Annotated in this window: 19 protein-coding genes and 1 tRNA gene; 6 read left to right on the top strand and 14 right to left on the bottom strand. The window is 58.0% G+C overall.

The annotated features are described in order from the left end of the window. Positions 1 to 41 precede the first annotated feature (41 nt). From PQU94_RS01250 to PQU94_RS01265, 4 genes are all read right to left on the bottom strand, one after another. Positions 42 to 980 carry an acetyl-CoA carboxylase carboxyltransferase subunit beta gene (locus tag PQU94_RS01250; protein ID WP_272739683.1) on the bottom strand — a complete coding sequence of 313 codons (939 nt, stop codon included), beginning with the start codon at positions 978 to 980 and terminating at the stop codon, positions 42 to 44. Between the two features lie 113 nt (positions 981 to 1,093). Further along, a complete protein-coding gene (gene trpA, locus PQU94_RS01255) occupies positions 1,094 to 1,912 on the bottom strand; it encodes a tryptophan synthase subunit alpha (RefSeq protein ID WP_272739684.1) in 819 nt (272 codons plus the stop codon). Positions 1,913 to 1,914: 2 nt separating this feature from the next. Beyond that, positions 1,915 to 3,111, bottom strand: coding sequence for a tryptophan synthase subunit beta (gene trpB, locus PQU94_RS01260; RefSeq protein ID WP_272740044.1), 1,197 nt, complete (start codon positions 3,109 to 3,111; stop codon positions 1,915 to 1,917). Positions 3,112 to 3,164: 53 nt separating this feature from the next. Beyond that, positions 3,165 to 3,827: a phosphoribosylanthranilate isomerase gene (locus PQU94_RS01265; protein ID WP_272739685.1), complete on the bottom strand. Its 663-nt coding sequence runs from the start codon at positions 3,825 to 3,827 to the stop codon at positions 3,165 to 3,167. A 119-nt stretch (positions 3,828 to 3,946) separates the two neighbouring features. Here PQU94_RS01265 and PQU94_RS01270 point away from each other — a divergent pair, with 119 nt between their 5' ends. Continuing rightward, entirely contained in the window at positions 3,947 to 4,891 is a 945-nt protein-coding gene (locus PQU94_RS01270; RefSeq protein ID WP_272739686.1) for a glucokinase, read from the top strand. Between the two features lie 34 nt (positions 4,892 to 4,925). Here the strand turns inward: PQU94_RS01270 and mscL are convergent, their stop codons facing one another. From mscL to cmk, 4 genes are all read right to left on the bottom strand, one after another. Beyond that, positions 4,926 to 5,321: a large-conductance mechanosensitive channel protein MscL gene (mscL, locus tag PQU94_RS01275; RefSeq protein ID WP_272739687.1), complete on the bottom strand. Its 396-nt coding sequence runs from the start codon at positions 5,319 to 5,321 to the stop codon at positions 4,926 to 4,928. Between the two features lie 22 nt (positions 5,322 to 5,343). Next, complete coding sequence (locus tag PQU94_RS01280) at positions 5,344 to 5,640, bottom strand: integration host factor subunit beta (RefSeq protein WP_013479844.1); 297 nt, start codon at positions 5,638 to 5,640, stop codon at positions 5,344 to 5,346. Positions 5,641 to 5,951: 311 nt separating this feature from the next. Next, positions 5,952 to 7,640: a 30S ribosomal protein S1 gene (rpsA, locus tag PQU94_RS01285; protein ID WP_272739688.1), complete on the bottom strand. Its 1,689-nt coding sequence runs from the start codon at positions 7,638 to 7,640 to the stop codon at positions 5,952 to 5,954. 191 nt (positions 7,641 to 7,831) lie between these two features. Beyond that, complete coding sequence (gene cmk, locus PQU94_RS01290; RefSeq protein ID WP_272740045.1) at positions 7,832 to 8,473, bottom strand: (d)CMP kinase; 642 nt, start codon at positions 8,471 to 8,473, stop codon at positions 7,832 to 7,834. A 534-nt stretch (positions 8,474 to 9,007) separates the two neighbouring features. Between cmk and PQU94_RS01295 the strand changes: the two genes are divergently transcribed. The 3 genes from PQU94_RS01295 (at position 9,008) to PQU94_RS01305 (ending at position 10,919) form a co-directional block, all read left to right on the top strand. Further along, entirely contained in the window at positions 9,008 to 9,496 is a 489-nt protein-coding gene (locus PQU94_RS01295; RefSeq protein WP_272739689.1) for a TIGR02300 family protein, read from the top strand. Positions 9,497 to 9,687: 191 nt separating this feature from the next. Beyond that, positions 9,688 to 9,763, top strand: a tRNA-Ala gene (locus PQU94_RS01300). Between the two features lie 502 nt (positions 9,764 to 10,265). Then, on the top strand, positions 10,266 to 10,919 hold the full coding sequence (locus tag PQU94_RS01305) for a TMEM175 family protein (protein ID WP_272739690.1): 654 nt from the start codon (positions 10,266 to 10,268) through the stop codon (positions 10,917 to 10,919). Positions 10,920 to 11,006: 87 nt separating this feature from the next. Here PQU94_RS01305 and PQU94_RS01310 read toward each other — a convergent pair whose 3' ends face one another. Continuing rightward, positions 11,007 to 11,504: a hypothetical protein gene (locus PQU94_RS01310; RefSeq protein WP_272739691.1), complete on the bottom strand. Its 498-nt coding sequence runs from the start codon at positions 11,502 to 11,504 to the stop codon at positions 11,007 to 11,009. A 549-nt stretch (positions 11,505 to 12,053) separates the two neighbouring features. Between PQU94_RS01310 and PQU94_RS01315 the strand changes: the two genes are divergently transcribed. Continuing rightward, positions 12,054 to 12,326: a GNAT family N-acetyltransferase gene (locus PQU94_RS01315; RefSeq protein WP_272739692.1), complete on the top strand. Its 273-nt coding sequence runs from the start codon at positions 12,054 to 12,056 to the stop codon at positions 12,324 to 12,326. Here PQU94_RS01315 and PQU94_RS01320 read toward each other — a convergent pair. Beyond that, positions 12,323 to 14,341 carry a TonB-dependent receptor gene (locus tag PQU94_RS01320; RefSeq protein WP_272739693.1) on the bottom strand — a complete coding sequence of 673 codons (2,019 nt, stop codon included), beginning with the start codon at positions 14,339 to 14,341 and terminating at the stop codon, positions 12,323 to 12,325. The genes PQU94_RS01315 and PQU94_RS01320 overlap by 4 nt on opposite strands. 2 nt (positions 14,342 to 14,343) lie before the next feature. Continuing rightward, positions 14,344 to 15,372 carry an aldo/keto reductase gene (locus tag PQU94_RS01325; RefSeq protein WP_272739694.1) on the bottom strand — a complete coding sequence of 343 codons (1,029 nt, stop codon included), beginning with the start codon at positions 15,370 to 15,372 and terminating at the stop codon, positions 14,344 to 14,346. 169 nt (positions 15,373 to 15,541) lie between these two features. On the opposite strand from PQU94_RS01325, the gene PQU94_RS01330 reads away from it, so the two are divergent. Further along, entirely contained in the window at positions 15,542 to 16,204 is a 663-nt protein-coding gene (locus tag PQU94_RS01330) for a dienelactone hydrolase family protein (RefSeq protein WP_272739695.1), read from the top strand. Positions 16,205 to 16,207: 3 nt separating this feature from the next. Here the strand turns inward: PQU94_RS01330 and PQU94_RS01335 are convergent, their stop codons facing one another. The 3 genes from PQU94_RS01335 to PQU94_RS01345 form a co-directional block, all read right to left on the bottom strand. Continuing rightward, entirely contained in the window at positions 16,208 to 17,083 is an 876-nt protein-coding gene (locus tag PQU94_RS01335) for an EamA family transporter (protein ID WP_272739696.1), read from the bottom strand. Further along, the gene (locus tag PQU94_RS01340; RefSeq protein WP_272739697.1) at positions 17,080 to 18,297 is read right to left on the bottom strand and encodes a multidrug effflux MFS transporter; all 1,218 of its coding nucleotides are present in this window, start codon (positions 18,295 to 18,297) and stop codon (positions 17,080 to 17,082) included. The genes PQU94_RS01335 and PQU94_RS01340 overlap by 4 nt, the downstream gene beginning before the upstream one ends. A gap of 184 nt (positions 18,298 to 18,481) precedes the next feature. After that, positions 18,482 to 20,074 carry a RecQ family ATP-dependent DNA helicase gene (locus PQU94_RS01345; protein ID WP_272739698.1) on the bottom strand — a complete coding sequence of 531 codons (1,593 nt, stop codon included), beginning with the start codon at positions 20,072 to 20,074 and terminating at the stop codon, positions 18,482 to 18,484. Positions 20,075 to 20,218 lie beyond the last annotated feature (144 nt).

Consider the following 20,218-nt stretch of genomic DNA (forward strand, 5'->3'; position numbering starts at 1 on the left):
GTTCACTCCCCCGTCCCTTGCACCCTGTTACGCGGACAGTGTCAATGACCCTGCCTTCGTTTACCATCCATCAGCATGGACATAAGGGCGCCCAGGACTTCGGGAAGCTCCGCACGCGGGACAACGCGATCAACCATGCCTTTGTCCACCAGATATTCGGCGCGTTGGAAGCCTTCGGGTAGCTTTTCTCGGATGGTCGTTTCGATCACGCGCGGTCCCGCGAAGCAGATCAACGCGCCGGGCTCAGCCAAATGGATGTCCCCCAGCATGGCGTAGGAAGCCGACACACCGCCCGTGGTCGGATCGGTGAGGACGACGATGTAGGGCAGCTGCGCGGCCTTCAGTTCCTGAATGGCCAGCGTCGTGCGCGCCAGTTGCATCAGGGAAAGGGTGCCTTCCTGCATCCGCGCCCCGCCCGACGCCGTGATGGCGACTAGCGGCACCTTACGCTCCACTGCGTAGCGGCAGGCGGCAATAAAGGCTTCCCCCGCGGCCATGCCAAGCGACCCCCCCATGAAGGTAAAGTCCTGAACCAGCACGACGCAGGGTACATCCGACACCTTGCCATAACCGATCTGCATGGTGTCTTTGGCGCCGGACGCTTCCCGCGCGGCCTTCAGGCGCTGCGAATAGGGTTTGCCGTCGGAAAAATGGAGCGGGTCTTCGGGCACGGCGGGCGTATCGAGCGCCTCGTATTCGCCGTTATCGAAGGTAAAGGACAGGCGCGTCTGAGCATTGATACGCATGTGCCGACCCGTCGGCGTCACCCACAGCGACGCTTCGAGGTCGGGGCGGTAGATCATCTCGCCCGTATCGGGGTCCTTGACCCACAGGTTTTCGGGCGTTTCACGCTTGGACACAAATTTGGATACGCCGGGGGCAATCTTGGCGAGCCATCCACCGCTATCGCGGCGGTCCGTGGGTCGGGCGGTATTCGTCAAGGCGCGTCTACTCTTGGCTAATTTATCGGCAATGGCCATGTACGGTCACTAACTCCGGAGGCGCTCAAAAATCTATGCGTTTATCTGAGGTGAGCCCTGCCAAGAAAGGGTTAACAATCCCTTTCAGTGACGGGGGCCTGCAGTCTGAGGGCCTAGTTTCTAGCGTTACGGACAGCCTGAGCCAAAAGGCTCGCGGTTTCCAGCACTTTTGTGCTGGATGGGGAATTTTCAAGTAAAGATTTCGCTATTGCGTCAACGAGCACCGACCCGACAACGCTGCCATCGGCGATGCGGGCGACTTCGGCAGCGCGTTGCGGCGTCTTAATGCCAAAGCCAACGACGACAGGCAGCTTGGCGACCTCGCGCACGTGGGCCACGGCCTCGCTTATGCCCTCCGCATCGGCTTCCTTGACGCCGGTCACCCCGGCCACTGACACGTAATAGACAAACCCCTTCGTGCGTTTTACTAGCGTTTTCAGACGGTTGTCATCGCTGGTTGGCGTGATCAGACGGATCAGGGCGACATCAGCGGCGTCCAGCGCATCAATCAGACGCTCTGCCTCTTCAGGCGGACAATCGACGACGATTACCCCATCCACGCCCGCCTTAGCACAGGCTTCGGCAAAGGCCGGATAGCCCATATTCTCGACGGGGTTCATATAGCCCATCAGAATAAGGGGCGTTTCGGCATCCGCTTCACGAAAGCGTGAAGCCAGTGCGAACACGTCCGCCATGCGCGTGCCGTTCTTCAGGGAACGTTCTGCGGCCAGCTGAATAATCGGGCCTTCCGCCATCGGGTCAGAGAAGGGAAAGCCCAGCTCGATAATATCGGCACCCGCCTTCACGAGCCCTTTCAACAGGTCGAAAGAGGTTTCGAGGTCCGGATCGCCGGCCATAATGTAGGAGACAAATGCCGCCCGGTTCTCCGCCTTAAGCTGGGCGAAGCGGGCGTCGATACGCGCGACTGACACAGTTAGAGATTCCCCATTTGCTGACCGAGCGCCTTGGCTACGGTGAAAATGTCCTTATCGCCCCGACCCGACAGGTTGAGCACTATGACGCCGCCTTTACCGATCTCCTTGGCCAGATCACCCAGGCGGGCGATGGCGTGTGAGGATTCGAGCGCCGGAATAATGCCTTCGAGCCGGGAAGTCAGCTGAAACGCCTCCAGAGCCTCTTCGTCGGTGGCGTAGACGTAACGCGCGCGACCCGTATCAAACAGGTGCGCATGTTCCGGCCCGATGCCCGGATAGTCGAGACCCGCTGAGATCGAATGACCTTCGAGAATCTGACCGTCCTCATCCTGAAGCAAATAAGTGCGGTTTCCGTGCAGCACGCCGGGACGGCCACCGTTCAGCGAGGCAGCGTGGCCATTATAGACATCAAGCCCGTGACCGGCAGCTTCGACGCCGACAATTTTGACGCTCTCATCATCGATGAAGGGGTGGAACATGCCGATCGCGTTTGATCCCCCGCCGACACAGGCTATCACCGCGTCAGGCAGACGACCCTCAGCCTCGAGAATTTGCTGGCGCGTCTCTTTACCGATGATGGTCTGAAAGTCGCGGACCATCTCCGGATAGGGATGCATGCCCGCGGCGGTCCCGATCATGTAATAGGTATCGTGGACATTGGTGACCCAGTCACGCAGCGCCTCGTTCATAGCATCTTTCAGCGTGCCATTACCATTGGTCACCGGGTGCACCTTGGTGCCCATCAGCTGCATGCGGAAAACATTAGGCTTTTGACGCTCAACGTCGAGCGCGCCCATATATACCGTACACGGAAGATCAAACTTGGCACACACCGTGGCTGATGCCACGCCGTGCTGACCGGCACCGGTTTCAGCAATGATACGCGTGCGGCCCATCCGGCGCGCCAGCAGGATCTGACCGATGCAGTTATTAATTTTGTGCGCGCCCGTGTGGTTCAGCTCTTCGCGCTTGAAATAGATTTTAGCGCCGCCGAAATGCTCGGTCAGACGCTCCGCCAGATAGAGCGGGCTCGGGCGACCGACGAAGTATTTCAGGAGGTGAAGATATTCCGCCCAGAAGGCCTGATCCTGCTTCGCCTGGGCCCATGCTTCGCCCAGTTCGAGAACGAGCGGCATGAGGGTTTCGGGGACATAGAGCCCGCCGAACTCACCAAAACGCCCTTTGGCGTCAGGCATGTTGTAGCGATTGGTCAGGATGGCATCATCCACGGTGAAAGATCCTTTTTGGATTAAATCTCTTTTACGGCTTTGAGAAACTGAGAGATCAGTGCTGCGTCTTTTAGTCCCGGTGCCCGCTCAACACCAGAAGAAACATCTACCAACGTCGCTTTGGACTGCGAAACCGCCTCGGCGACGTTCCAGGGGGTAAGCCCTCCGGCCAGTAGCCACGGGCGTGCCGAAGGATAACCCTCCATCAATGTCCAGTCGAATCGCGCGCCAACGCCGCCGGGTAGAGTGGCATCCTTCGGCGGCTTGGCATCGAACAGGAGATGCTCGACCATCTCTTCATAAGGCGCCGCCGACAGCACATCGCTACGGCTCTCGACGCTGATGGCCTTGATTAGCGGGATGCCGAAACGCGTGCGGATGTGGCGAACCCTCTCCGGGCTCTCGTGGCCATGCAACTGGATAAGATCTGGGCGCACCTGCTGGGTAATCGCCTCCAGCAAGAGGTCATCCGGATCAACGAGCACGCTGACGCACTTGGTGGCTTTATTCACATGCGCAGTATAGGCAGTCGCATTTGCAATCAATTGTGCCATGCGATCCAAGTCAAGATGCCTCGGACTTTTTGGAAATGAGATGAAGCCCAGCATGCCAGCGCTGTCATCTATCGCCGTGCGAGCGCTAACATCATCCGTAATACCGCAGATTTTCGCCTTGACCGCCATGAAATGCCTTGATTTTTACGCCAGATGCGACGAGCTTTAAGAAAAATCAAGAATTAGAGACAATTCTTGATTCACATAAGACGCGCCGGATAAACGGCGCACCGTACAGGGGATAGTATATGACGTCCGTTCTTTTGAGCGACCTCTCCAACAGTGCCCACATGAAACTGGCGCTGGTAACGCCGGGTTCGCGCCCGTCGGAGGCCACCCTATATCCATGTAAGTCGATCGAAGAATTCAACGCTTCCATAATCGATTTTCTTGAAGCCAACAACCAGCCGGAACTGATGGCGGCGGCGGTTTCGGCCTGCGGATGGGAAGTGGATGGTGGGTTTTCCATGCCTAATCATGGCTATCGCATCGATCGTCAGCATTTGCGTGACCTTCTGAACATTCAGCGCCTGCATGTCGTCAATGACTGCGTGTGCAAGGCGATGGCGGTTGATCGTCTGTTCAGTTCAGAACTGGTCAAGGTCTGTGGTGGCGAGGGCGAAGACGGTCAGGCGCGTGCACTGGTCGGGGCCGGACGCGGCCTCGGTCTGGCGGGTATCATCCTGGACGATTTGGGGCACCCGACTGTTCTTCCGTGCGAAGGCGGGCATGCGGACCTCGCGATTACGTCGCCGCGCGAGGCCGTGCTCTTTGAGCAGCTCGAACGCAAATACGGCCATGTCTCCCGCGAGCGTGTGGTCAGTATGCAAGGGCTAGCCGAAATCTACGAAATTCTGGCCCACACCGATGAAGGCGGGACTCGCCGCGTCAATGCCGCCGAGGTGGTAGCGCTCGCCCATACCGGTGATGCACTGGCGATGGAAGCGGTCAGCCTCAGTCAGGGGTTTCTGGCCGCCATGGCCTCCGATACCGCCCTTATGCTTGGGGCGCGCGGAGGCATCTATCTGGCTGGCGAATATGTAGAACTGCTCAGCGATCTCATCGACTGGCCCGCCTTTGAAGCCCGCTTCAACGATAAGGGTCGGCTTCGCGGCTATATGCAGGACATCCCGGTCTATCTCATCCGGGCGCGAGATCTGGAACTGATCGGCCTGACAACCCTGTTTAGCTAAAACAAAAAGGCGCGGAACCCTCCGCGCCTTTGACCTATTTCCTCTTCAGCTCTTCAAGAATGCCGGCGAGCAGGTCCTTTTCTGAAGGGCCAGGATCGGCTACCGGCGCGGCGGGCGGCGGGAAGAGGCGGTTGATTGCCTTAACCACCAGGAAGATGGCCGCACCAATAATGACGAACTGAATCAACGTATTGATAAAGATGCCATAGCTGATAGCGACTTCCGGGGCGGTCCCTTCGGCGGCTTTCAGAACAACTTTCAGGTCTGAGAAATCGACACCACCGGTCAGCAGGCCGATCGGCGGCATAATAATATTGTCCACCAGAGACGAGACAATTTTGCCGAACGCGCCGCCTATCACGACACCGACCGCAAGGTCGATGACATTGCCGCGCATCAGGAACGTCTTGAATTCCGAAACAATGCTCATGGGCATCCCCTCCTTATTTTTGTTATTCGTTATCGTCGCCCGACAGGTTCAGACGCTCACGCAGTTCCTTGCCGCTTTTAAAGAAGGGGACGTGCTTTGCAGGAACAGAAACCGCTTCCCCGGTGCGCGGATTTCGGCCCACTCGTGCCGGGCGCGAACGCACTGAAAAGGCGCCAAAGCCCCGCAGTTCGACGCGACCACCTTTTTCCAGCGTCTCGATCATGGATTCCAGAATCAGATTGACGATCCGTTCGACGTCTTTTTGCGTCATATGCGGATATTCGGACGCCAAACGCTCGATCAGTTCCGATTTTAACATCTTATCCCCCGAACATAGGTTCGAAATATATCAGCGCCTGGCGACCCCGTGGTTTTTCGCTCTTTGTCCACGTTGCAACGCAGCCCGGCACCTGCCAGCACATCATCAGATGAGCATGATCGAAAACGAAAGCCCCTTCAAGGGTTTGTTTCAAAAATTAATGCCTCAGTCGTCCCTGGTATACGGAATATCTGTCCAGAAACCCTGAAATGTCTCATGAAAGATGCCGCATCGCACAAAAAAAGCCCCTGCCTTTCAGGTCTTGCGAAACCGAAAGGCAGGGGCGGATAAGAACCTAACGGTCCTTAACCTTACTCTTTGGACGTACCGCGCAGGGCGGCGCCAAGGATGTCACCCAGCGAAGCGCCGGAATCCTGCGAGCCGTACTGCTCAATGGCTTGCTTCTCGTCCGCCATTTCCAGAGCCTTGATCGAGACGGACACCTTGCGAGCGGCCTTATCGACGTTGGTGATCTGGGCATCGACGCGGTCACCAACGGCGAAGCGCTCAACGCGTTGCTCGTTGCGATCGCGCGACAGGTCCGACTTACGGATGAACGCCGAAACCGGAGCATCCTCTTCGCCGAACTTGACTTCGATACCACCCGAGGTGACTTCGGTCACGGTGACGGTCACGGTCTGGCCCTTGCGGAAGGTGTCGCCCGACATCGGATCGCCGCCGAGCTGCTTGATGCCCAGCGAGATGCGTTCCTTTTCGACGTCAACGTCCAGAACCTTGGTCTTGACGACGTCGCCCTTCTTGTACTTGGCGATGGCTTCTTCGCCAGCGACGTTCCAGTCGAGGTCGGAGAGGTGGACCATGCCGTCAATGTCGTTTTCAAAGCCGACGAACAGACCAAACTCGGTCGCGTTCTTCACTTCGCCTTCGATCACCGAACCGATCGGGTGCTTGGACAGGAAGTCATCCCACGGATTGTTCTGAGCCTGTTTAAGGCCCAGCGACACGCGGCGCTTGCTGGCGTCGACTTCCAGTACGACCACTTCGACTTCCTGCGAGGTCGAAACGATCTTACCCGGATGAACGTTCTTCTTGGTCCACGACATTTCGGACACGTGCACCAGACCTTCAACGCCCGACTCCAGTTCGACGAACGCGCCGTAGTCCGTGATGTTGGTGATACGACCGGTGAACTTGCCGCCGACCGGGTACTTGGATTCGACACCATCCCACGGATCGGATTGCAGTTGCTTCATGCCCAGCGAAATACGCTGCGTGTCCGGATTGATCTTGATGATCTGGACGCGGACGCTGTCGCCAACGTTGAGAACTTGCGACGGATGCGACACGCGCTTCCACGACATGTCCGTAACGTGCAGCAGGCCGTCGATGCCACCGAGGTCAACGAACGCACCGTAGTCGGTGATGTTCTTGACAACGCCATCACGGATTTCACCTTCGGCCAGCTGACCAACCAGTTCCGTACGCTGTTCAGCACGGGCTTCTTCGAGGATGGCGCGACGCGACACTACGATATTGCCGCGCGGACGGTCCATCTTCAGGATGGCGAAGGGTTGTTCCTTGCCCATCAGCGGAGCGATGTCGCGCACCGGACGGATATCAACTTGCGAACCGGGCAGGAAGCCCGAAGCGCCGTCCATGTCAACGGTGAAGCCGCCTTTGACGCGACCGACGATCGTGCCCATGACCGGCTCGCCACGGTTGAAGATCGCTTCGAGGCGGGTCCAGGCTTCTTCGCGACGGGCCTTTTCACGGCTGATGACCGCTTCACCCATGGCGTTTTCGACGCGTTCCAGATAGACTTCGACGGTGTCGCCGGTCTTGAGGTTGGCGGCGTCAGAGCCGAATTCCTTCAGGGAAACGCGGCCTTCGGTCTTCAGACCGACGTCGACGATAACGAAGTCCTTTTCCAGGCCGACGACCAGACCGTGTACGACCTGACCTTCGAGCATGTCGCGGCCATGCAGGGATTCGTCAAGAAGGGCCGCAAAATCGTCACGCGACGGATTGTAATCGCTCATGTAATCTCAGTTTGGGTTGGCGCTGAGGCATGGCCGTGACGAAGACGGCGTAAGCAGACAGGACGGCGAAGCGCACGACTTCGGCCACACGGACAGCGGCTTTTGGGGGGACATGTCACATGCCGGAGGGAGTTCCGCAAAGCGCCGTTCGTGATCCTGCCTGAAAAGACGCGCCGATGAGATTGGCTCCGTTATTTAGAGCCGCGGCGGTCTCTCACGATGCGTCGCGCATGTTCGATGGCCGCCTCTATACCTAAATCGGTCGTATCAAGCAAGACGGCATCGTCAGCCATTGTCAGCGGTGCTGACGACCGGGACGAATCGCGTTCATCGCGCAACCTTATGTCGGCCAGCACGTCTTCATAGGCCAGGTCCGGCGCACTTTTGACCAGTTGCAACCAGCGGCGGTGGGCACGCACCTCGGGTCGGGCCGTGACGAAAAGTTTGACCGTAGCATCGGGTGCGATCACCGTACCAATGTCACGCCCATCAAGAACCGCCCCTGCGGACTGATGGGCGAAATCGATCTGAAAACGTTTTAAGGCCTCACGCACTTGGGGGATAGCGGCCACCTGTGAAGCCCATTCGCCGGCCTCGCGTCCGCGAAGTTCTGGATTATCGAAACCTGTCGCATCGAGGGTGCGTGCAATTTCAACCAATTCCGGCACATTATCGACGGTCAGACCTCGCTTTTCACGCTGGTAGCCGACTGCACGATAGATCAGACCAGTATCGAGCATCGGAAGGGCATAATCCTGCGCGATGACCGAGGCTAGCGTCCCCTTCCCGGAGGCCGCAGGTCCATCAAAGGCGATGATGAGCGGTAAAGTCATGAGCTCCCTCTTAACGCCGGACGCTTTTATTTCAAGATGATTGCCGCAAAAAACTGCGGTTTTAAAAAGGGTTAGAAAAACACCGCCTAACCTGGCAACCCTTTCTCTCTGAAGGAGCGGTGTTTTGAAAAGGACCCCACGTTTTGCCGTGGGGATCACAGCCAAGGTCCTGATCTTTCATTTCACCTGTCCAGCGGTTAAAACCAGATCAGCAAAGCACTGCTTTTGCGGACGGCCTAGACAGAGCCGATGATCTGATCCATGGACGCGTCTTAATTGTCGGTGACCCGGGACTCTAATGCCTGGTGGCGGAAAAGGAAGTATTGGATTGCGCCAATCCGAAGAAAAGACCCTTAGTCCTCCAAGAGGATCTGGAGAAAATTCGCTTTCACAATCACCGTCTGTCGCCGCTTAGCATGGCAGCCGACTGACGAAAAAATCGCAGTGTTTGTGTAAAAGGGGTTTTGACAGCCGAGCGATCTGGTGGCAAGGGAGGCCAAAGCTTTATAGTTTTCCACTTTATGAGGACGCTCCGTGGCTGATCCCGCCCTTGGCACCAAACAGATTTGTCCGAATTGCACGGCGAAGTTCTACGACCTGAACAAACGCCCGGCACACTGCCCGAAATGCGCTTTCGAGTTCGACCCTGAAGAGGCGCTGCGCACCCGTCGCACCCGCGCCCGCCCGGTTGCACCTGATGAGTATGAAATGGACGACGAGGCCGAAGATCAGGTCAAGGGCAAGACCCCTGGCGAAGAGGATGAGGACGAAGAGCCGGAAATTGTTACGCCGGAAATCGATGAGGTCGTCGCCGACGACTCGCTCCTTGCCGATGAAGACGATGAACTTGACCCGGCCGATCCTGCGCGCGTTGCACCCGATCCGGTCGACATGGATATCGAAGACGCAGACCTTGCCGACGACGATACCGATGACGTTCCGTTCCTTGAAGACGATGAGGACGATGCATTCGACGAAGACATCGATGGATTGCCCGGCGAAGGAAATGACGACGACATCTAACCCTTAGGGGAGACTGTCAAAAGCCGCGAAGCCTGTGCTTCGCGGCTTTTTATTTGCGCCTTTCCATCGCCCTTCACGGACCTGTGAAAAAATCAAAAAAACTTCGAAAAAGCGCTTGCATGTCAAAATGCCTTGCCCTAGAAGTCGCGACCTCGGTGGCGGTGACGCCGCCATGACCATCGAAATGAGATGGGGCTATAGCTCAGTTGGTAGAGCGCTTGAATGGCATTCAAGAGGTCAGCGGTTCGACTCCGCTTAGCTCCACCATCCCTTCCTTTTTAAGCCGCTGTTGTCTGCGCTTTGAAAAGAGTGAACGGGATGAAGGATCAACGTCTCTTGCCCTGCCAGCTTTGCTAGTTATTCTAGGCCCGGAAGACGAGCCGGGCGTCGCTGTGGCGTTTTGGCTATCAAACACTCAACTTTCCCGACTGATTTAGAAGCGAGCTATCCGAGCGCCATTCAGACTTTCGGCGGAGATGGGTCCGGGTCGCGTCATAGACAGATCATTATCCTGTCCTGATACCGGATTTTGACGCATTCGCCTTTTCCAACCGTTCCCGCGCAATCGATAAGATTTAACTTCCGCGAACGTGCAAATGCGTTGGGCTGGCGTGGTCCGGGATCTTAAGCGTTCAACGCATCCTGCCGGTCATTTTGCGCGCTTAGGCCTCAGAACAGACCTGGATGCTTGCCCACCTACCAAAACATTGTTCTTGACGCCCTTTGATTGCCTTGTTCACATATTGATCTGAAGAAGCGGGGGCGGCATATGAAGCGGCACGACACACCTGAGAAAGACTATGATCTAGAGCGGCTTATTTTCTTTTCGGATGGCGTGTTCGCAATAGCCATTACCCTTCTGGTCATCGAGCTTCATCCCCCTCACGACTGGAATGGCACCGCCTCTGGTCTGATCCACCACCTCGGGGCGAGCATTATCTACTACCTGATCAGCTTCGCCGCTGTTGGCGCCTTTTGGATGTCGCACCGTTTTATGTTTCGTTACGTCCGAAAGTTTAGCGAAACCGCTTCGTGGTTAAATCTCTTATTCCTCGCCCTGATAGGCCTGACCCCTTTGGCCAACATGCTCTTAGGTGCAGGTCGTCTGACGATGGAAGTCATCTGGATTTACATGGGCCTGATGGCCGCGATTTCTTTCGTTGGGGGGATATTATGGACCTATATCTCATTTGCCTCAGGGGTCATTGATCCTGAGCTCTCGACATCTTTCAAATGGATCATGCTGCTGCGCTTAAGTATCGTCCCGCCCGTTATGTGTGGTGCTTCCCTTTGGATTGGAAGTCATTTTGGACCATGGCCAGCAGCGGCCTTTGTCGGAATCTGCACGCTGCTATCTTCGCGTCTGCACTCAAAGCCCTACCGTACGCCGAGGAATGAAAGCGAAACCGGCGTTACACCTTGACGCTTGAAGTGTCTCTTATGCCGAGTTCATCTTCAGAAGGCCCTAACCTGAGAAGGTATAGGACCTAAGCGTGTCGATCTAAGAAGGTCAGGAGGATTTGACGGGGCGCCTGGCGGGCTGCGCACCTTCGATAGAAGCACTGGAGACCACGTCAGCCTTCGCACAAAAGTTGGGTGCGAGCTTACGGCGCGCCTTGCACCAGTCTTTCGACGCGGTCAGGCTTTTGGGATGGGTCTGAACATCGATGGCCAAATCAAGCACACCTAGTGGACCGAGTTGATCGTAATTGGCCGATTTCAGGTCATAAACAAAGTAGCTGACGCGTAACGGATCGGTGTTTTTGGCTTCCGTGGCGCCCGTGACGACGGGCGGAACAACCGTAACATGGATAAACTTGGCGGTGGCCGTGTCCACCTTTTTACTCTGAATAGTGCGCCCAACGGCTTCAGAAACCCGGGCTGTCAGATCGATCAGTCTGTCGCTTCGCCATTCCTTGGAGACGGTACAGTAGACGCTGATCGTCTCCCATTCCGTCTTTCGGGCCTCAATGCAGCGCGAAACATCAATAGGGGCTGGGGCTGCCACGGCGGGTCTAGGTGGTGAGGCTGCCGTAACCGACTTTGAGGCACTTACCTCGACAATCTGAGTGGCGGCGCTCGAGTGCTCCGCTCTCTGTTTCTTGCCGTCGTTGCCTTCTGTCTCCGATGCACACCCACAAATGAGAAGGCCTGCCGGGATCGCTATCGCCCACGACATATGCATGGAGACCTGCTGTTAACTATATACCCGGCGTCGCACGGCCTGACAGAAGATGTCAAGACGAACTCCCTCGCGCCTGCGAATTTGGTTCTGTTTTTTTCAAAACGGGGATGTCTAGTGGTCCAGTCGCATAGCCTCGTCCTCTGTCCCACGGATTGGTTTCTAAGGCGTCACGGCCAGCTGCGGGCCAGACGAATGACACGCTTGTTCTGGGTGCAGCGCAACAACAGGCGATCTCGTTTACCTGCCACACGGGCGGCAAAACGTCTCTGTTCCGCTGGCGGCCATTCTGAATGACCCGACATTGGCCTCGGTGGGTCTTGGTTTAACGGCTCAGCGATCCCATGTCTTAGGAGACGATGAGGAGAAGGCGCTATGAGCCAGATCACTGACAATGCCACCGAAAGCCGCTTTGAGCTTACACGCGATGGCCACACCGCCTATGCCGACTACCATCTGAACGGCGAAGTCCTAAATATCGACTACGTCTTCGCGCCGCCCGAGCTGCGTGGCACGGGCGCGGCGGGTGATCTGATGAAAGGCATTACGGCCCATGCCCGCGCAACCGGCCTAAAGGTGCATCCCATCTGCGGCTATGCAGCAGCCTGGCTAAAGCGCTCTTCCGAAAGTCAGGATCTCCTGATCTAAGGTCGATAGCGCACAGACAGCATCATTGCGCGGCGATTGTCATAGCTGATTATCCCGTCGGCGGTGCGTTGGACGGGTATGTCGGCATCCAGAGCGTTATCAACGCCGAGGCGCAAGCTGAGAGTCTTCGTTACGGATCGTTCTGCGGTCAGCCGCAGTCGGGAGGCTGGAGACAGCCGCTGACGGTTGAGATCATCCTCAAAAGACTCACCGATAAACAGCCAGTCGGCGCCGAGCCGCGTCCGGCCCAGCTGGTAATTCCCGCCCATGGATACGAGGTACGCCGGTGCCTGCGCCGGGCGCTTTCCGGCCAGGGCCGGGTCGCCGTCGCTCATTGCGGCATCGGTCAGCGTACCTGATAAGGTCAGGATCAAACGCTCAGTGGCCTGCCACCGGCCCGACAGCTCCAGTCCTATGGCGCGCACTTCACCGGCGTTCTGACGCTGACGCAATATCCCTCCAGCCGGGACAAAGCCCGCCGTCGGGAATGTGCCCGGTCCGACGCCTATAGTGATATTGCTGATTGGATCCTTCAGGCGGTTATGGAACAGGCCCAGATCGATGCTTATCCCGTTTGCCGCATAGCGCCAGCCCACTTCGACACCATTGAGCTTCTCCGGTTTCAGCGCGCTATTGGCTTCTGTTAAGTCATTGCCGACGCGAAAGGGGCGATAAAGCTCATTCAGAGACGGCGGGCGAAACCCATTATAGACGGCTGCACGCCATTGCTGCGGCCCCGTTTGGCGCGTTATACCAAGACGCGCGGAAACGACCGTGGCTTCCGCATCGGAGGTTCGCAGATCCAAAACCGAGGCACCTGTACTCAGTTCGGTTTCGCGGCGAAAACCGCGGGTCGCCGTCCAGCGATCGGCGCGCACGGCGGCGGTGAGGCTCACCTGGTCCAGACGCTGGCTTGCCTGCACATAAATCCCGGCCAGCTCGGTGCGGCCGCCCGCCTCGCGGTACCGCGTGGCCATCCCGCTGACAAAGCGAAGGCGCTCGCGCGCCCTGCCGTCGCTACGCCGGACGTCGATACCCGCCTCCCATTCGCCCGTCGCGTTCTCATGGCGCCAGGCAGCGTTCAGGCCATAACCTTCGGCAGGCGTAGCAAACTGGTCATTGGCAAGGGTAGTCCCACCCCGTCCGCTTAGGACCGAGACGGAACGGTTGGCGAGGTCGCTGTCGCGGTACCAGAGCTGAAGGCGGTAGCCGTCGCCGGTGTCTGCAGTGGGACGCGTGAGGCTGAAGGCATACTGATGACCGCTGGCACGCGCAGTGGCCCCCGACAAGCCGGTATCACGGCGGCTGTCGTAGCGGCCCGCCATGAGGGTGAGATTGTGCCTGTGCACCTCGGTGCGCCATGTCGCCAATGCGGCTTCGTCGTCGCCGAAGACGCCTTCATCCGCGGCGCCGCGTTGCGGTGATCGAACGGCGGCATCCCCATATCGAAGGGCGCGACTATAGTGCAGACCAACGCCGCCCAGACCTGCATTAACCTGCGCGCCCCAGGTTCCGCTGTCACCCCAATCGAGACCGCCCGAGACCCCGGCTTGTGTCGGAGAAAGGTCGAGATCGACAACGCCGGTTAATGCTCCGGCACCATAGGCTCCACCACCCGCGCCGCGCACCACGCGCGCCCGGTCTATCGCGTCCACCGGGACGCTCGCCCAGATGACCCAGCCGCCAAACGGATCGTTTTGCGGCACACCGTCAAGCGTCACGAGGGCCCGCCCAGCCCCGGATGGCGCGATCGCGCGCAGCGACATGCCCTGGATGGTTGGATTGGCGCTTAGGCTTGACTGCCGGCGAAACAAAGAGGCCTGCGCCTGCGCCTTTAGGGCTTCATCAAGGCTGCTGGCCGCTTCAATGGCAGGCCTGGCTACGGTGAGGGTGGCAAAAGCCGTATCCCCACGAAACGGCTTGAGCCGCCCACGCACAACGATCTCGCTTTCCTGTACGGTAGAGGGCGGCAGGAGTGACAATCCAATCAGCAGGACTAACGGTGATGTGATCAATCCTACCACCGCGTTGGCTTGGGGTTACGGTCGAAGCCCATCTGATGCCAGTAGGGATAGATGGGTTGACGGCGGCTTACCCCATCCAAACGCGCCACCTGATCGGCCGTGAGGTCCCATCCGATGGCCCCCAGATTGGCCTTAAGCTGATCGGCGTTGCGGGCACCGATAACGATGTTGGCAACACCAGGTCGCTGAAGCAGCCAGTTGAGGGCCACCTGCGGGATCGTCTTGTCCACCTCTCGCGCAATTTCGCTAAGCGCCTCGACGACGCTGTAGAGATGCTCGTTATCGACCGGCGGTCCGCTGGCATCACCGCCCTTGGCAATACGGCCCTCAATGGCAGGCTGATCGCGACGGATCTTGCCTGTCAGCCGCCCCCAGCCGAGGGGTGACCACACCATTGTGCCTACGCCCTGATCCAGGGTCAGCGGCAGAAGTTCCCATTCGTATTCGCGGCCAATCAGCGAATAATAACCCTGGTAAGCGACGTAGCGGCTAAGCCCCAGCCGGTCAGATGCCGCCAGTGACTTCATCAGGTGCCAGCCGGAAAAGTTCGACGCCCCAATATAGCGCACCTTGCCGGACGTCACGAGCGTATCGAGGGTTGAAAGGACCTCTTCGACGGGCGTCAACGCATCAAAACCATGCATGAAATAGACGTCGATATGGTCTGTACCGAGGCGCCGCAGACTGGCCTCTACCGCGCGCAGAAGATGATAGCGCGAGGAGCCTTTGTCATTGGGGCCATCGCCCATGGTGAAGGTGGCCTTGGTCGAGATCAGAACGTCGTTGCGGCGTCCCTTGAGGGCTTCGCCGAGAATTTCCTCGGACGCGCCGCGCGAATAGACATCGGCTGTATCGAAGAAATTAACGCCGTGGTCCAGGCACAGATCGATCAGGTTGCGCGCCTCGGCCACATCAGTCGTCCCCCATTTGGAGAACATGTCGCCCTTACCCCCAAAGGTGCCCGTGCCGAAGCTGAGCACCGGAACTTTCAGACCCGAACGTCCCAGTTGTCTAAACTGCATATCCCATCTCCCGATCTCTGAAAGGCGCGAACAAACGGTTGCGTCGCAATATAAAACCTGCACCCAGAGCATATAGGGCGGCGCAGACGGCTTTACAGGCTGGCCCGAATGAATTTATGTTAGCCCTACCGCACCGCCAAAAAGCAAAAACATATCCGAGGATTACCACATGGGCCAGATGATCGAACTCACCCGTCCCGATGGAGGCGCGCTGTCAGCCTACCGTTCGGAAGTCGATCCGGCACGTCCCAGTGTGATCGTATTGCAGGAATGGTGGGGCCTCAATGATCATATCAAGGCAATTGTCGATCGCTTCGATGCCGAAGGCTTTAATGCACTCGCCCCGGACCTCTATCATGGCCGAGTGACAAAAGACGCCGACGAGGCGAGCCACCTGATGACTGGCCTCGACTTCCCGGGCGCCGTACATGAGGATATCGCGGCGGCTCTGACATATCTTAAGGCCATCAACGACAAGGTGGCGGTGATGGGTTTTTGCATGGGCGGTGCCCTGACCATCGCGTCGGCGGCGCGTCTGAGCGGATTTTCGGCCGCCGTCTGCTTCTATGGCATCCCGCCACGTGAGTTCGCAAAGCCTGGCGATATCGCTATCCCGTTTCAGGGCCATTTCGGCAAAAAGGACGACTGGGTTACGCCGGAAGTGGTGGCCAAGATCGAAAGCGACATGCGCGGGGCCGGCCGTCATCCGGAGCTTTACAGTTACGATGCCGACCATGCCTTCTTTAACAAGACCCGCCCGGAGGTCTATGACGAGGCCGCGGCGGACCTTGCGTGGGAGCGCACCATCGATTTCCTGGGCGACAACCTCTGATCCCTACTGGGGGGCCATCTGAGCCTTCCGCGCGGTGAGGGCTGAACCTCCTGAGGCCAGTACGACCAGGGCAATAGCAAGCCATTGCTGCGGGTTTAAGGCCTCGCGCAGCAGGATGAGGCCTGATAGGGCCGCCAGAGCGGGCTCCAGACTCATCAGAATGCTGAATGTGCGCGCCGGAATGCGTTTCAGCGCGAACATTTCGAGCGTGTAGGGCACTGCACTGGATAACAGCGCCACCATCAGGCCCGTCTGCAGTACCTGCGGTTTAAATAGCGGCGCACCTATGGTGATGAGTGCCAAAGGCAAGGTGACGAGACAGGATATCCCGACGCCTAAGCTGACGGCCTGACCTTCGGGAACGTGCCTTGCGACCCTCTTTCCAAGGAGGATGTATAAGGCCCACCCGACCCCCGCCGCTACGGCCAGTGCCACGCCTATCGGATCAAGCGCTCTGCCCCCCGCATGGGGCAGAAGTAACCATAAGCCCACGGCGGCGCAGGCCACCCAGAGAAAGTCGAGTGCCCGGCGCGAATTCCATACGGCGACGCCGAGCGGACCCATAAACTCAATGGCCACCGCAATCCCGAGCGGAATGCGCTGAAAAGACAGGTAGAAGCAGAGGTTCATCAGCCCCAGATTAAGGCCGAACAGGATCAGTGCCTTCCAGGCCGAACGTGCAGGCGGATTGCGCCATGGGCGAAACAGCGCCATCAGGAAGATGGCTGCCAGGGTCTGTCGCAGGGCCGTTGCCCCCAGGGGCCCGATACTGCTGAAGAGCGACTTGGCGAGACCCGCACCCAATTGAAACGACAACATGCCGCCGATGACGCCGGATATAGCCCATAAGGTGTACCGTCCGGCCGCGCCTTCGCTCATTGCCGCGCACCTCCCCACCGCTCGCCTGCAAACAGGACCACACGCCCAACCACCGCACTGACGGCCATCACGCTGACGATCGGCGTCAGGGTTTCGGCATTAAGACCCGACACCACCGCCGAAACCACGGTCGCCAGCCCTATCTGAGTAAAGCTCATCAAGGCTGACCCGGAACCGATGTCACGCGTCAGGCTTCCTATGGCAGTCGCCGACGAGTTGGGACCGATAAAGCCGAGGCAGGACAGGATGAGGAACAGCATACCCACTGTGCCCCAGACGTTCAGCCAGCCGTTCGCAGACGCCAGCAAAAAAATAAGCACGAACACGCACTGGGCACTGAGGGCGACGCGCAGAATCTGTTTGGAAGTGTAGCGCCGGTTAACGAACACGTTGACCTGGCTCGACCCGATAAAACCCACGCTAAGCCCGGCGAAAATCAACCCATAGATCTCCGGCTTGATATGGAAAATATCCATGAAGATGACCGGCGAGGCCGAGACATAGATAAAGAGGCAGCCGAACGAAAATCCTCCGGCAAAGAGGTAAGTGACAAAGGTAGGGTTGCGGTAGATGCTGAGATAAGTCGTGAGGATTGGCAGGGGCTTCAGGGAGACGGAAGCGTCAGCGGGCTTGCCATCGGGTAGCACGGTCAGCACGAGAATGAGGATCAGGCCGACTATCGTTGCCAGAAACGCAAACACCCAATGCCAGTCTAACCAGGTGGTGATCAGCCCACCAAAAGTCGGGGCCAAAAGTGGCGATACGCCAATGGTCAGGATGATCAGGGAAATGATTTTGGCGGTATCCCTGGGTGGAAACAGATCGCGCACCAGCGACATGGCCGCCACTGATGCGGCGCAGCCACCCAACGCCTGAAACAACCGCAGCCAGATCAGCACATCAATGTTGGGCGCCAACACGCAACCGACCGAGGTCAGGACGAACAGGGCTAAGCCGGCATAAAGGGGTGGTTTACGGCCATAGCGATCAAGTAAGGGGCCATAGATCAGTGGCCCCACCGCCATCCCAGCAAAGTAGGTCGACAACGACAAACCAACGGCGGCGCTGCTCGTGTGAAAATCCGCTGCGATCTGACCAAAGGCAGGCAGATACATGTCAATGGCAAAGGGGCTGATGGTCGAGAGCGCGCCCAGCGTAAAGATCACGAGGAAGGGATTTTTCAACGCAGGCGGCGCGGCTTCGGGAGCGGACATGACACACACAAAAAAGCGGGAAGTAGCGGCGGTAATGACCCTACCTCGCCTGCGGGTCAAGTTGTGTCATCAGAGCCGTGCTGAAAAAGAGTAAGACGCATAGGGTCCGCCAAGTGAAGTCAGATCCTCCGAACTTTATCGATTTCTCAAAACGGCAAGGACCTCAACCGGCAAAAACTACGGCCTACGCCTTCAACTCAAGATGCAATTCCCCACGGATCAGGTCAGTCAGACGTTCGCGATCCAGCGCGACAATGGGCATCTTACCATCATATAATTCCTCTACGATCAGACCCTCAGCCTCACACAGATCAAGTACATCGGTAAGGAAATCAGCCTTGTACTGCCCCTTTGCGCAACCAAAGGTGGAAAGACGCGACCCGTAATCCTGCGCGTTCTGTCCGAGCACATGCTCGATCAGTTTTTTGCGCCCGCGAGGGCTGTTAAAGCGATAAAGCGCCGACATCAGCATCTGCGCCGCTTCTGTGGCATCTACGACCGGCGCACGCGACAGGCAATGGTCGCACGTCCCGCAATTTTCGCCGGCGGCTTCACCGAAATATCGGCGCACGCCTTTTCTCCGGCAATCCGGACTATGGACAAAGCGAAAGAAGTCCAGCGCCTTCTTCTTTTGTACAGACAAATCTGTACCGGTTTCCTTTTCCCGCATCGCGAGCCGTCTCAGGGACCAGCCAAGATCCGTCGAGCTATAAAGACAAATGCCGGAGGCCGGTCGGCCATCACGGCCGGCGCGGCCCACCTCCTGCCAGTAGGCCTCCAGGGAGGACGGCGGGTCGGCATGGATCACAAAGCGCACATCGGGCTTGTTGATCCCCATACCGAAAGCAATGGTCGCCACCATGACCTTTGTACGATCCGCCAGAAAATCGTGCAGCCGATCGTCGCGCACCTTGGCTGGCAACCCCGCATGATAGGCGTCGGCCTTGAAACCTTCGGCCGACAGCTGCCCCGCCAGCTTTTCAGCTCCGTCGCGCGATCCGGCATAGATGATGCCGGAGGCGTTCTTTTGCCGGCGCAATATGTCGAGGATCATCTTCTGGGCGCTGCCGGTACGGCGCATCAGGCGCAGACTGAGGTTGGGCCGGTCGAAGCTGTCAATGACCTCAGCCGCATCCTCAATATGCAGCGCCTTCTTGATATCGGCCCGCGTGTGCGGATCAGCGGTCGCGGTAAGGGCCAGCGTGGGCACCTTGCCGAACAGGGCTTTCAGCTTGCCAAGGGCCCGGTATTCAGGGCGGAAGTCATGCCCCCATTGCGACACGCAGTGCGCTTCATCAATGGCAACCAAATTGATCGGCAGACGCGAGAGCTTGTCGAGGACGAACCCCTGAGTCAGAGCTTCGGGAGAGAGATAAAGAAGATCGATTTCACCGTTCTGCGCACGGTCCCAAAGCTGATAGCGTGCCTCCATCGATAAACTTGAGTCGAGGCGTTCAGCCCGCACACCCTTTTTGATCAAGGCCTGCACCTGATCGGCCATCAGTGCAATGAGTGGCGAAATGACGAGCCCGAAGCCCGGTCGCATGAGGGCGGGGATCTGATAGCAGAGGCTTTTACCACCGCCTGTCGGCAGAATGGCGAGGACATCCTCACCATTGAGAATCGCTGCGATTACACGTGCCTGCTGACCTCGGAAGTCATCGTAGTGAAAGACTTTTTTCAGTGTCTCCCGCGCCTGGCGCACCCGCTCAAGACCGGGGCCTGAAAGGCCGTATCCGGCCTCAGGCACTGGGTCATGAGGGTGATCGAGAAGCATCGGCTATGTCCGTTCGACTGAATGTTCGCCCCTTCCTATAAGCTGCTTCGGGCCAGAGGATACAAGGGCCATCAGCGATTTTTTGTCGCCCTTAATTTTGCCGGATTTGCCTCTCATCTTTGAGATGGGGACGACCATGAGAGG

The organism is Asticcacaulis currens (assembly GCF_028550395.1).
Lineage (GTDB): Bacteria > Pseudomonadota > Alphaproteobacteria > Caulobacterales > Caulobacteraceae > Asticcacaulis > Asticcacaulis currens.